Consider the following 12,579-nt stretch of genomic DNA (forward strand, 5'->3'; position numbering starts at 1 on the left):
CGAAGCGTTCGCGCATCTGCAATCTTTAATATATTATAGGGCCGACGGCGTCAGGGCTATTCCCGCGAAGGTGATGGAACCCTTTTCATGGCCGGGGCAAGGGAGTCGATTGTATCGCAATGCCTGGTCTTGCTGCTTCTCGCAGCAAACATTGCGTTCGCACGTGCCGAGGATAGCGCCTTAAAGTATGGCTGCGACCGGCCGCTCCGCGTCGGCATCGTCGAATTCGGTCCGATGTACTTTGCGGAGGAAGGTGTCGATGTCGACATTATCCATGAAATGTCGCGTCGCTCCGGCTGCCAGTTCGAAATTGCGAGCATGCTGCGTATCGATCTGTGGCCAGCCATCGAGGCTGGCGACATCGACCTCGCCACCAATTCGATCTCGACGCCGCAACGCACCAAACTGGCGCGCTTCGTAACCTATTTCGGCTTTAAGAACATGATGGTGGTGCCATCGGGTCGCGCCGATGCCATCAACTCTCTACCGGCATTGACAGCGGAGCCCGATTGGCGGCTGGGACTGGTGCGCGGCTTTCGGTACGGCAATTACGATGACTATCATCTGAAGCAATTGCTGGGCGAGGCGAGGATTCTTGAATTCCCAACCCATGCCGAACTTTTCGATGCATTGCGCATCGGCGAGGTGCAAGCTGTACTGACGCCGTCGGTGAACTACTATTTCTTTCTCAACGAGGGGGAACGGCAGCATTTCGTCCTCGTCGATGCTTCACCGGCGCCACCCACGCCAAGCGGACTAGCGCTGTCGCGTAAGAAATTCAGCGCGCCGCAGGTCGATAACTGGCTGCGCTTGATCGAATCGATGCGGCTCGACCGAACATTGCATCGCTATGTGGAGCGTCACATCTCAAAGTCCGCGGCGGCAGGCATGATCGAATATTGATCAGGCCAGGTCCGACAGGTCATGCCAGGAGTCCGGTATCATGTCAGGTCCCAGTCAGCGCAGAAAATCGGCCTTCGAAATACCCTTGCACCTCCTGGGTACGCTGGGAGTAACCGTTCTGCTTGTGCTGGTCATTTCAATATTTGCCTGGCAGACTTATAGAGGGGCGCAGGACATTCTCCTGCAGACATCGGCCGAAACCACGCGCTACATCCGCGATACGCTCAGTGAAAAGGTACAGCGCATACTTTCACCTGCCCGCAACCAGATCACCCTTTTGGCACATAGCGGCTTCTCGAGCGCCGACACGCTGGCGCAGCGCCTGGAACAGATGCCGCTCATAGTCGACGCGTTGAGCGAAAACCCGATCACCGACGCGCTCTATATCGGCTATCCGAACGGCGAGTTCATCCTGTTCCGTCCTTTGCGCAGCGACGCCGTGCGGAAGGCCGTAAAATCACCTGCCCAGGCCTCGTTGCTGGTGCAGTCGGTCAATCAGGATGTTGTCGGCACCATGATCGGCGAGTACCGATATTACGATGCCGCCGGCAAGCTCCTGGACGCGCGCTACATGCCGGACTATCGCTACGACCCCCGTACGCGGCCGTGGTTCCAGATGGCTGCAGAGCGGCCCGGCATGATGCTGACGGAGCCATACATCTTCTTCACCACAAAGTTCGTCGGCGCAACCCTGGCGAGCCGGTCGGCCGACGGCGCGGTGATCGTGGCGCTCGATCTGACGCTGGAATCGATCGCAGCGGAATTGCGCGATATCCGTATTACGCCATCGTCCGAACTCGCCTTGATCGGGCCCAGCGGGCAGGTCGTCGCTTATCGTGACAGTGCCCGCATGACCGCATCGCAGGCCGACGGCTCTCTGCGGCTTGTCACGGTGCCGGAACTGAAAGTCCCGGTGCTGCAGCGCGCGGCCGAGCTCCTTGCCAACGATCGTTCGCGCGATGTTATCGAATTAGACGGCCGCAAATGGCAGATATCGACGACGCGGATTGCGATCGAAGGCAGCAACGCCGTCAGCATGCTGATTGCCATACCGGAAGACGAACTGTTCGCTGGGGCCCGGGATATCGTTGAAAATCAGATGTCGCTCGCTTTCCTGATCCTTCTCATTGCCATTCCAGTCGGCTGGCTCGGTACAAGGCTCCTGGTGAAGCCGATCAAACGGCTGGCCCGGGAAACCGGAGCCATCGCCGCGTTCGATTTCGGCAAGGATGTCAAGGTCAAGACCGTGATTGCCGAGGTTGGCACTCTCGGCAGGTCGCTAAGGCGCATGAAGACGACCTTGCGCAAGTTCATGGATATAGGTCATGCCCTGGGCGCGGAACGCGATCTGGAGCCTTTGCTCGACCTGGTCCTTAGGGAGACCGTTGACTTGTTGGATTGCGACGGTGGCGCCATCTACCTGCTGCACGAAGAATCGGGGCTGCTGCATCCGGAAATCATCCGCTGGCATCACGGAAAAATTGGTGGACATGCCACCCACGCCAAGCCTTTGGCGATGCGCGGGGTGGGGCTTGAGGGAGAGATCGGGGCGTCTCTCGAAAAAGGCGAGATCGGGCGGCTCGAGAGGCGATTGAGTTACGAAGAGTTGGACGCGCTTGGCCTCCGCGATATGGTCGAACGGCAACAGGCTGCGCGCATCGCTTTGATCGTCGTGCCGCTGTTCAACCGCAATCAGGAAGTGATGGGCGCGCAGCTTCTCGTCAAGGCCCGGCAGGCCCAGGACAGTGTGTGGGCGCCAGGCGACCGATTGATTGAACTCATCCGCGCTGTCAGCAGTTCCGCCGGTATCGCCATCGAAAACAAGCAGCTTCTGCAGGCGCAGAAAGATCTCATGGATGCGCTTATCAAGCTGATTGCCGGCGCGATAGATGCGAAGTCCAATTATACTGGCGGCCACTGCGCCCGGGTGCCGGCCCTCACCAAAATGCTGGCCGAAGCGGCTTGCGCTCAATCGGAGGGGCCGTTTGCCGATTTCTCCTTGTCTGCAGACGAATGGGAGGCGGTCGAGATCGGATCCTGGCTGCACGATTGCGGCAAGGTGACGACACCGGAATATGTCGTCGACAAGGCCACCAAACTGGAGACCATCTACGACCGGCTGCATGAAGTCCGCATGCGTTTCGAGGTCTTGAAGCGCGACGCAGAGATTGCCTATTGGCGAGGCCGGCTCGAGGGCGGCGATGAGGCAAGGCTGCGCCAGGAAATGCTGGCCGCACATCGTCTGCTGGACGAGGATTTCGCCTTTGTCGCCGCCTGCAATGAAGGTGGCGAATTCATGGAGCCAACGAAAATAGACAGGATCAGGTCGATCGCCGCGCGTACCTGGCGCCGGACGCTGAGCAATCGGATCGGTATTTCGTACGAAGAAAAGAAGCGGATGGAACGCCAGCCCGAGCCGATCCTGCCGGTCGACGAACCGTTGCTCGCGGACCGGGACGACCACATCACGCCGCTCGAATCAGGAGACTTCATCGCACCGGACAATCAATGGGGTTTCCATCTGTCCTTGCCGAAATACAAGATGAATCGGGGCGAAATCTACAATCTGTGCATCAGCCGCGGAACCCTCACGGAGGAGGAGCGCTATCGCATCAACGATCATATATCGCAGACCATCATGATGCTGGAGAGTCTACCTTTCCCCAAGCATCTGCGCGCCGTGCCGGAAATCGCCGGCGGACATCACGAGAAGATGGATGGAACCGGCTATCCGAAACGCCTGAAGCGCGCCGAAATGTCGCCGGTGGCGCGCATGATGGCGATCGCCGATGTGTTCGAAGCGCTGACGGCCGGAGATCGTCCTTATAAGAAAGCCAAGAAACTCAGCGAAGCCATCAGGATCATGGCCTTCATGAAGAAGGACAATCATCTCGATCCGGATCTGCTCGATCTATTCCTATACAGTGGTGTTTGGAAGCGCTACGCCGAACAATTCCTGCTTCCGGAACAGATAGACCAACCGGACATCGACTCCGTTCTCGGTGTGCGCCCGGCCGCCTGAAACGAACACCGACGGCCAGTCCGATACTGGCCGCCGGCGTTTCGTCGATCGATCCGACAGAGCTTACTTGCGTGGGCTGCTTTTGTTGCTGCCGCGCGAGCGTTCGCTCCCGGGGCCGCGATGGACTGGGGGCTTGCGCTCGCCTTGCTCGGCGCGGGCACGATAATCGATCCGGCGATGTTCGCCGTCGGGTCGTACCGGATCGCGGCGCGGTTCACCGGCGCGCGCCGAATCGTGGCGGCGGGCATCATTATGATGACCGCCAGCCAGACGGCGTTCCGCCTCGAAACGGCTCTCGCCGCCTTCATCGCGGCGTTGGGGACGCGCATTACGGTTCTCATGGCGCGCTTCCGGATGCCGGTTATGGTTGCGATCGGCGCGTCCCTCCCCGCGAGGCAGCGAAGGACGCTCGCCACGCGGTTGGCGGGCTTCCTGTTCACGGAAGTCGCCGCCGCGAAATTCGGCATTCTTATGAGGCGCGCGGTCGCGCTCGCCCCGACCGGCATGACTGCGCTCGCCACGCTTCTGGCTGCCACGATTACGATCGCCGCCGCCGTTGCCGCCGCGATGACCGCGGCGCGCCTGCTGTACCTCGCGGTCCTGGCGCAGGCTCTGCGCGCGCTGCAACGTCACTTGTTCGCCGGCTGTATCGCCGCCGCCGACGGCCAGCGGATGGTCGTCGACCACCGGGATCTTCATCCGCACGACTTTCTCGATGTCGCGCAGCAGGCTGCGTTCCTCGCCGTCGCACAGGCTGATGGCGATGCCCGTGGCGCCGGCGCGCGCCGTGCGGCCGATGCGGTGCACATAGCTTTCCGGCTCCAGCGGCAGGTCGTAATTGACCACATGGCTGATATTGTCGATGTCGATGCCGCGGGCGGCGATGTCGGTAGCCACCAGCACCTTGACGTTGCCGTTGCGGAACGATCCGAGTGCGATCTGACGGGCGCTCTGGCCCTTATTGCCGTGTATGGCGGCGCTGCGGATACCGTCGCGCTCCAATTGTTCGGAGACGCGGTCGGCACCACGCTTGGTGCGGGTGAAGACGATGGAACGGGTGACACCTTCGCCATTCAGCAGCTCGGCGAGCAAGCGGCGCTTGTTGGCCTTTGGGACCATATAGACGATCTGATCGATACGTTCCGCTGTTGTGGATTGCGGAACGACTTCGACGCGCTTGGGCTTGGTAAGCAAGCTGTTGGCGAGATCGGCCACATCGTGCGGCATGGTGGCCGAGAAGAGCAGCGTCTGGCGACGCGCGGGCAGGGCGGCCACGATCTTGCGAATGTCGCGGATGAAGCCCATGTCGAGCATGCGGTCGGCTTCGTCGAGTACGAAGAACTCGACCGAGGACAAGGACACATGGCCCTGGTTCATAAGGTCAAGCAGTCGGCCTGGGGTGGCGACGACAAAGTCGATGCCGCGACGCATGGTATTAACCTGCGGCACGGAACCGACGCCGCCGAAGATCACCGTCGAGCGCAGTGGCAAATGGCGGCCATAGGTCTTGATGCTGTCGTTGATCTGGACTGCGAGCTCGCGCGTCGGCGTCAGGATCAGCGCGCGCATCGATTTGGGTTGCGGCTGCTTGCGGTTGGCCATCATGCGCTGGAGCATCGGCAACACGAAAGCGGCGGTCTTGCCGGTACCGGTCTGGGCGAGACCCAACAGGTCATGGCCTTCGAGCAGGGCGGGGATCGACTGGGCCTGGATCGGCGTCGGCTTGGTGTAGCCGGATTCGGTGACCGCCTGCATCAGCGGTTCAACGAGATTGAGGGAAGCGAAATCCGCCAGAATGCGATCGGCGGGTTTGGTTTGGGTATGCGTATTCAATGCCTGAATTCCTTTTCGGCAGTTCATTGTCATGCCGCGAGGAAGTTACGCGTGCGCCGATGGGCGCGCGGGCAAAGGCCAGCGGGCGAACCCAAGGCGCGCCGCTTGAGAATCTATGACGTGGGATATATCTCGGGACGGACGCCGGTAAAGCGGCCTTCTAGTATCGGCCAGTCCAGGCGTAAGCGCGCAGTCCGCAAGAAATGCAGGCGAGATATGAGGCCGGCACGGCCATATGTCAAGATAATTGACGCTTTGGCTTGGCGCCGCCGCTGGGCAGAGGCGAAATTGTCCTGTGTTTTCTTGTGATTAGTTCAGTCCGGCTTGATCTTGTAGAGTGTTGCCGACCATTTCAGGAAAGATTGGAAATCGGCGTAGCCGATCTGGTACTGGCCGCTATTGTCGCGAATCCGACCGCCGAATTCGAGATACGGGTTCTGTGTGGGGGCGTAGATCTTCGGGTCGTTGACGATGAGCTGCAGATTGTCCGGCCCACCGTCGAAACCGACAATGAGCACGGCGCGCTTCTCGCCTTTGTTTTCCCCTTCGTTCGCTGGCGGTTCGATCTGCACCAGGATGGGGCGCTCGAACTTGATCTCCTGGATGATGTCCTGCGGCGTGATCGTCCTGGCTTCCTCCCAGCGCATGGCGACGGGAATCTCGCCAAAGGATTCGTGCGCAAACTGCGAATAGCCTTTGACAATGCGGCTCACCGCCGAAAACTCGCTCTCTTCCTGAGCCTTGTAGCAATTCTGCGTGCCGGTGAGGAAGAAGGCGAGGCTACATTGCATGTCGCCGGGGCCGGTATTGGGTACGTCGTAATAGACCATGATCATCTCGGCGACACCGGCCCAGGCCTGACCCGCGGCCGTTTCCGGCGCCGGCAGAATATCCAGCAGGCTCTCCGCCCGTGCCGGTATCGCCCAGGCGACGGCAGACATCGCGGCAACCGCCAGTGCGGTATGCCTCAGTCCGCGACTCCACGACCAATTCTCAACGCGCGCCATCCTCTCTTCTCCCCTGGTGGCCGATTTGTTCCCTTGCCGGGCATTCTTGCCGGGTTGCGGTGGCAGGGCAAGCCGCAGGGCAAGCCGCTGACCGACAAATGTCGGTTTGAAAGCCTTCGGAATGGCGAAAAGTTCCCTCCGCCCGGCGAAATGTAGGTTGCCAAGCTGGTCAGTTGACAAGATTGGCACCTCTGGCGCATTCCATGGACGCCTTTCAATTGGAGCTGCCTCACCATGAAACTCGACAAGGTTCTGAAGGCGCTTGGCCTTGATGCCAAGGCGCTTAAAAAGGGCGATCTCATCGTCCGTTCGCCCATCACCGGCGGCGAAATCGCCCGGCTCGTCTGCGACGACGCAAAGGGTGCCGCCAAGAAAATCGCCAAGGCACAGGCAGCCTTCCTCGCCTGGCGCCAGGTGCCGGCGCCCAAGCGCGGCGAACTCGTGCGCCTGCTCGGCGAAGAGTTGCGCGCCAACAAGGCAGCCCTTGGCGAACTGGTCTCGATCGAGGCCGGCAAGATCGTCACCGAAGGCCTCGGCGAAGTGCAGGAAATGATCGACATCTGCGATTTCGCGGTCGGCCTGTCGCGCCAGCTTTACGGCCTCACCATCGCTTCGGAACGCCCCGGCCATCGCATGGCGGAAACCTGGCATCCGCTGGGCATCGTCGGTGTCATCACCGCCTTCAATTTCCCGGTCGCGGTATGGTCGTGGAATTCGGCGCTGGCGCTGGTCGCCGGCAATTCGGTGGTGTGGAAGCCCAGCGAAAAGACGCCGCTCGTGGCACTCGCCTCCGCGAAGATCTTTGCCAAGGCTGCCAGCCGCTTCGCCAAGGAAACCGGCACCGCCATTCCGGACGGCCTGATGGAAGTGCTGATCGGTGCCCGCGAAGTGGGCGAGGTGATGGTCGACGATCCGCGCGTGGCGCTCGTCTCCGCCACCGGTTCCACCCGCATGGGCCGCGAAGTGGCGCCCCGCGTCGCCAAGCGCTTCGGCCGCTCGCTGCTGGAACTGGGCGGCAACAATGCCATGATCGTCTGCCCCTCGGCCGATCTGAAGCTCGCTGAACGCGCTATCCTGTTCAGCGCCGTCGGCACCGCCGGCCAGCGCTGCACCAGTTTGCGTCGCCTGATCGTTCATGAAGACATTTATGCAAAGCTTCTGCCGCGCCTGAAGAAACTCTATGGTCAAGTGCCCGTTGGCAATCCGCTGGAGGCCAAGACGCTGATCGGTCCGCTGATCGATGCTGCGGCTTTCGAAGCAATGCAGAACGCGTTGAAGCAGGCCAAAGCCGAAGGCGGCAAGGTCACCGGCGGCGAGCGAGTCGGCGTTTCCGGCTGCGCCAACGGCTATTATGTGCGGCCCGCCGTCGTCGAATTGCCCAAGCAGAGCGCCGTCATGATGCACGAGACCTTTGCGCCGATCCTCTATGTCGTGAAGTACAGCAACTTTGCCGATGCCATCCGACTGCAGAACGATGTGCCGCAGGGCCTCTCTTCCTGCATCTTCACGCGCGACGTGCGGGAAGCGGAACTCTTTACCTCCGCCGTCGGGTCAGATTGCGGCATCGCCAACGTCAATATTGGTCCCTCAGGGGCCGAAATCGGCGGTGCGTTCGGTGGCGAGAAAGAGACGGGCGGCGGCCGCGAAAGCGGTTCCGATGCGTGGAAGGCCTATATGCGCCGTGCTACCAACACCATCAACTATTCCGACCAGCTGCCGCTGGCCCAGGGCGTCAAGTTCGACGTCGGCTAAGTTCGTCGACTATCTGAAGTGAAGCGGGGTGCGGGCAACCGCACCCCGTCTCCGTATCTACCGGGCCACCACCCAGATCCGCTCCAGGCGGTGATGACAGGCGGTCACCAATCCGACGGCGGCGCTCGCCAATGCCAGGAACAGGAACAGGCCCGTCGGCCCCCGTGCTTCCATCGCGAACCCGGCACCCAGCGGCCCCAAGGCAGCGCCGATACCGTTGACGAAGAGTAGGGCACCCGTCGTCGCCAGCGTGCAGCCGCCATGGGCACGGTCATTGGCAAGCGCTGCGCCGATGCCATAGATGGGTGCCATGATGGCGGTGAGCAGCCCCAGGAAAGTCACCAGCATCGGCAGGCCGCTGTTGCCGAAGAGCGCCATCCCGCTGCACAGCGCAAGTCCCAGAAAGACGATGCCCTTGGCGACCGACAGGCGCTCGCGGACCCGGTCCGACAGATGCCCGATCGGAAACTGACCGGCGATGCCGGCAATCGCCGCCACGGTCAGCAGCAGTGACAGATCGCCATTGCTGAGTCCGGTCTCCACCGCATAGCTCGGCAGCAGGCCATGCAGGCCACCATTGATGATGCCGGAACCAAAGCAGATGGCGAGGGCCACCGGCGGGACAGCGCGGAAATGGCGTAACGTCAATTTGCCTTGGGCCGGCACCGGCAGTTCAGCACGGCGCGACACCAGCACGGGCAAAGTGGTGAGTGCGACAAGCGCGCCGGCGACGATGAAGCTGACGATGCCGCCGCTCCCTTCAGCCAGCACGGCCACGGGCGAAGCGCCGGCGGTGAGCCACGACGCCGTCATGTAGACGCTGTAGAGCCGGCCACGATTGCCGCGGCTGGCCAGGATGTTGAGCAGGCTCTCGGCGATCGTGTAGATGCCGGCCATGGCAAAGCCGCAAAGGCCTGAGAGCAGCAGCCAAAACAGCACATTGAACAGGACGGCATGCGCGAGCAGGCTGAGCGCGGCGACCGTCGCCAATAGGGCGATCGTGTGCCGGGCGCCGAACTGCAGGATGAGGTGCCGGCAGACCTGCGTGCCGCCAAGATACCCGATCGAATAGGCGGAGGCCACGAAGCCGATCATGCCCGTGCTGACTCCGCCCTCTTCGAGGCGCAGCGAAATCAGCGGCGAGACCAGTGCCAGCGCGGTCTCGAAGCCAGCCACGGCGATGAGGGCAGGGAGGAAGAGGAACAAGGGGGCACGCATGATCGGGAACTCCAGTCGGACGCGGACGACAGCAAGGGGAGAAGCGGGCGCGGCCGCGAGGCCCGTCCGTTCCGGAACGTCATCAAGCTCGAAGGATGGTGAGTAGGAAGAGCTCTAGCGTTCGATGTCGCTGCGTTCGAGCGGTCCGCTCGGCGGCAGATCCGGCAAGCGGACAAGCGCATGCCGACCGAGCCAGAGGCCGGTCTTGCGTAATGCGTTATGCGCCTGCGGATGCAGCATGGAAGGTTTCCTTGAAAGACGAGGTGAACTCTATCTATGGATATAAATAAAGTCAATAATTACAAACGTATGCATCGATAACGCTGAACGCTAGTTCAATTATCTGCGTAAGCCGGGAGCCGATTCAATTGGAAAATTCCAGAAGTTCTCATTTTGTTCTTTACAAAACGCGTTTCATATGTTACGTATAAAACATAAACCTTTGGAGAGCGACATGGCTCCCTTCAACCCTCGTCCCAGACCTTATGCAGAGCGGCCCTCCGGCCCACTCGCATCGAAGCCCGCGAACGATAACGTCCTCGGCGCATGGGAGAACGGCGTGTTCCGCTTTGCCTCACCTGAGGCGAAGGAGAAGTGGCGATGGAAGTCCTATGAGCAGGGTGTCGGCGAGGAGACTTGGCACCTCGGCAAGGAGATCGATTCCAAAAGCGCCGCAATTACTCAGGCCGGCCTCGGCGGCGCCAACCCCGGTCTCTTTCTGGGGCCGGATGGCAAGTATCGCCTGATGAACGCGAAGACGATCGAGAGCCAAGAGGCGCGCGATCACCGCAACAAGTACCTCACCGGCAAAACGATGGACCAGATCGCCGCCGCGAAAGCAATGCCGGGGGTGGAAGAGTGGGTGGCGAAGGGGAAGGCGGAGCAAGGTGCTGCGAATGATGATGCCGCTGACGCAGCGGTGGCACTGAATGCTCAACGGCCGGCCAGTTCGTCCACCGACGAAACAAAACCACCTTCGGCAAAGCCATTGCCGCGGCCCGATCAAGGCGCCGGCCAAATGATGGCCGGCCGATTTGGCGCGATGAAGTCAGCGCTGGAAAGTGCGGACATGCAGAGCGCCGATGATATCGGGCGGATCGCGGTCAACTCCGTGCTCGGCAACTACGGCGATGAAGTCAGAGCCGGAATGGGCGCTATTGGCTCATGGTGGGATGGCAAAGCCTTTGGCGACGCTTTCGACAGTCAGCTTCAAGCTGAAAGGGCGAAGACAGAGGCAGCGCAGGAGCGTCAAGGGCTGACGGGCACCGGCGTGGAACTCCTCACCAGTTTCATTCCGATCGTCGGCGATCTCTCCGGCGCAGCCGCCGACTTCAAGGATTGGAAAGAGCACGGGGACGAGTGGGGAGCGCAAGACTATATATATGCCACACTCGGTGTTGCACCGGGTATGCCCAATCGGAAGGCCATCAAAAGCGCAGAGAAGATCGGCGGCAAATTAGCCGACAAAGTCGTATCAGCGTGGGAAGGAGAGGGCGAAGAACTTCTTGGGGCGGCCGGTACCGCTCGGAAGAGCGGCATCGACAATGCACCCGCCGATGGCACAATCAAAAACGTAGAGCAGGTGACGTTTGATCCGCAATCCTTCTTCCCGAAGGACGAAAATGATATTTTGACCAAGAAAGAGGTACTAAACCTGTCTGGTGAGAATAGTGGCCTCTATTGGGTCGCGGAGCCAGAAACACATATGCCGCACGCGGCCGCGTACGAAAGAGGTGGGAAAGGCTACGTCTGGTCGAAGAAGCATAACATGCCAGCCAAGCCATCGCTTCGATGGGATAACCCAGATGGTGATAACCTGGTAAGATTTGACCACTTGGATCCGACTCCGGAGGCAACATACCTAGTCCTGGTCGATTCCAAAACAGATGTCCCTCCTTCATTTCCGGGTGCGCAGCATACTGCGGCAGCTGACCTGCGGCGGCAGATCAGTGCTGTTCGACAAAATAACAAAGTGATTAACGGCCCGAAATATAAGATCAGATATGAACTACCTGACCAAAGTCGTGCCGAGGCAATGAGCAAGCTCCTAAGAAGTCTGGGATATGAAGATGAGGTTACCGTTCTAGTGAGGGAGGCATCGGAGGAGGCCCAAAACAAGTTCAAGAAATTGAGGAAAAAAGGATGAGCAGCTATCGCATAGACCTATGGATCTATCAGCACCCTGAGCCGAGCGAGTCCATAGAGGAATTGTATGCTGGAATCACTCGACGAATGATCGCTTTGGATTCTCCGCTATCTTGGAAAGGAGCGTTGGTGCCGGCGGCACCGGTTCGCAAAAAAGGAGATCTAGCTGCATGCTATAGCGTGAAGTACTCGGATACTGCTCTCAGCCATCGTGGTGCGTTCCGCATCAGAGACGCGCGTTACATCGACGATGATAAGACCTCCGACGACACATTCTCATTCGAAATACAGAAGTTGAGCCTGGAGCAGTATCAAAACTTATTACGCTACCGATTTCCGGAGGTGATAGATGCTGTTCGTGGATACCGTGCTGCAGCGTATTTGGGCTATCATTCGTCAAAATACTCTCAGCGGCATCAGAGCCAACGACGCAAGCTCATTGAGCAGGCGAACGCAGATCCTGATGGTCGTAACAACATCTTCACACTCGATGTCGTGCAGTACTGGGACGCTGAACTCTGCCAACGAGCACTCGGGTATGGCCGTGATGAGGTGATCAGTCGTCTTACCGGCAAAGTGCCACTGGTACGGCCATTGATGGACGGCGTCTATGTCGTGTTCAACGACAACCCGGACCTCACCTTCGAGGAGTTCTGCGCCTACAATGATCGGCTGAAGCCGGTACTCGGTCTTGTTTGA

At 60.1% G+C, this 12,579-nt stretch carries 9 protein-coding genes; 5 read left to right on the forward strand and 4 right to left on the reverse strand.

Going from position 1 to position 12,579, the window contains the following annotated elements:
* The first annotated feature begins 87 nt into the window (after nt 1-87).
* Both ACE3TY_RS04835 and ACE3TY_RS04840 read left to right on the forward strand, forming a co-directional pair.
* Complete coding sequence (locus ACE3TY_RS04835; protein ID WP_374651400.1) at nt 88-903, forward strand: substrate-binding periplasmic protein; 816 nt, start codon at nt 88-90, stop codon at nt 901-903.
* 40 nt (nt 904-943) lie between these two features.
* Nucleotides 944-3,925, forward strand: coding sequence for an HD domain-containing phosphohydrolase (locus ACE3TY_RS04840; RefSeq protein ID WP_374651402.1), 2,982 nt, complete (start codon nt 944-946; stop codon nt 3,923-3,925).
* Between the two features lie 63 nt (nt 3,926-3,988).
* On the opposite strand, the gene ACE3TY_RS04845 is transcribed toward ACE3TY_RS04840, so the two are convergent.
* Both ACE3TY_RS04845 and ACE3TY_RS04850 read right to left on the reverse strand, forming a co-directional pair.
* Entirely contained in the window at nt 3,989-5,758 is a 1,770-nt protein-coding gene (locus tag ACE3TY_RS04845) for a DEAD/DEAH box helicase (RefSeq protein ID WP_374651404.1), read from the reverse strand.
* Between the two features lie 314 nt (nt 5,759-6,072).
* Nucleotides 6,073-6,699 carry a hypothetical protein gene (locus tag ACE3TY_RS04850; RefSeq protein WP_374651406.1) on the reverse strand — a complete coding sequence of 209 codons (627 nt, stop codon included), beginning with the start codon at nt 6,697-6,699 and terminating at the stop codon, nt 6,073-6,075.
* Between the two features lie 300 nt (nt 6,700-6,999).
* Between ACE3TY_RS04850 and ACE3TY_RS04855 the strand changes: the two genes are divergently transcribed.
* A complete protein-coding gene (locus ACE3TY_RS04855; RefSeq protein ID WP_374651408.1) occupies nt 7,000-8,517 on the forward strand; it encodes an aldehyde dehydrogenase family protein in 1,518 nt (505 codons plus the stop codon).
* A 57-nt stretch (nt 8,518-8,574) separates the two neighbouring features.
* Here the strand turns inward: ACE3TY_RS04855 and ACE3TY_RS04860 are convergent, their stop codons facing one another.
* Together ACE3TY_RS04860 and ACE3TY_RS04865 are read right to left on the reverse strand one after the other, a co-directional pair.
* Nucleotides 8,575-9,735 carry an MFS transporter gene (locus ACE3TY_RS04860; protein WP_374651410.1) on the reverse strand — a complete coding sequence of 387 codons (1,161 nt, stop codon included), beginning with the start codon at nt 9,733-9,735 and terminating at the stop codon, nt 8,575-8,577.
* A gap of 114 nt (nt 9,736-9,849) precedes the next feature.
* Nucleotides 9,850-9,975 carry a hypothetical protein gene (locus ACE3TY_RS04865; protein WP_374651411.1) on the reverse strand — a complete coding sequence of 42 codons (126 nt, stop codon included), beginning with the start codon at nt 9,973-9,975 and terminating at the stop codon, nt 9,850-9,852.
* A 214-nt stretch (nt 9,976-10,189) separates the two neighbouring features.
* On the opposite strand from ACE3TY_RS04865, the gene ACE3TY_RS04870 reads away from it, so the two are divergent.
* Entirely contained in the window at nt 10,190-11,881 is a 1,692-nt protein-coding gene (locus ACE3TY_RS04870) for a hypothetical protein (protein WP_374651413.1), read from the forward strand.
* Nucleotides 11,878-12,579 carry a hypothetical protein gene (locus ACE3TY_RS04875; protein ID WP_374651415.1) on the forward strand — a complete coding sequence of 234 codons (702 nt, stop codon included), beginning with the start codon at nt 11,878-11,880 and terminating at the stop codon, nt 12,577-12,579. The genes ACE3TY_RS04870 and ACE3TY_RS04875 overlap by 4 nt, the downstream gene beginning before the upstream one ends.

Origin of the sequence: Dongia sp. (assembly GCF_041918875.1) — a bacterium.
Classification (GTDB): domain Bacteria; phylum Pseudomonadota; class Alphaproteobacteria; order Dongiales; family Dongiaceae; genus Dongia.

Bases quoted from the DNA above. Each gene is read 5' to 3' on its own strand.
- ACE3TY_RS04835 (WP_374651400.1), top strand. From the start codon at position 88: ATGGCCGGGGCAAGGGAGTCGATTGTATCGCAATGCCTGGTCTTGCTG.
- ACE3TY_RS04840 (WP_374651402.1), top strand. From the start codon at position 944: ATGTCAGGTCCCAGTCAGCGCAGAAAATCGGCCTTCGAAATACCCTTG.
- ACE3TY_RS04850 (WP_374651406.1), bottom strand. From the start codon at position 6,699: ATGTCTGCCGTCGCCTGGGCGATACCGGCACGGGCGGAGAGCCTGCTG.
- ACE3TY_RS04855 (WP_374651408.1), top strand. From the start codon at position 7,000: ATGAAACTCGACAAGGTTCTGAAGGCGCTTGGCCTTGATGCCAAGGCG.
- ACE3TY_RS04860 (WP_374651410.1), bottom strand. From the start codon at position 9,735: ATGCGTGCCCCCTTGTTCCTCTTCCTCCCTGCCCTCATCGCCGTGGCT.
- ACE3TY_RS04865 (WP_374651411.1), bottom strand. From the start codon at position 9,975: ATGCTGCATCCGCAGGCGCATAACGCATTACGCAAGACCGGCCTCTGG.
- ACE3TY_RS04870 (WP_374651413.1), top strand. From the start codon at position 10,190: ATGGCTCCCTTCAACCCTCGTCCCAGACCTTATGCAGAGCGGCCCTCC.
- ACE3TY_RS04875 (WP_374651415.1), top strand. From the start codon at position 11,878: ATGAGCAGCTATCGCATAGACCTATGGATCTATCAGCACCCTGAGCCG.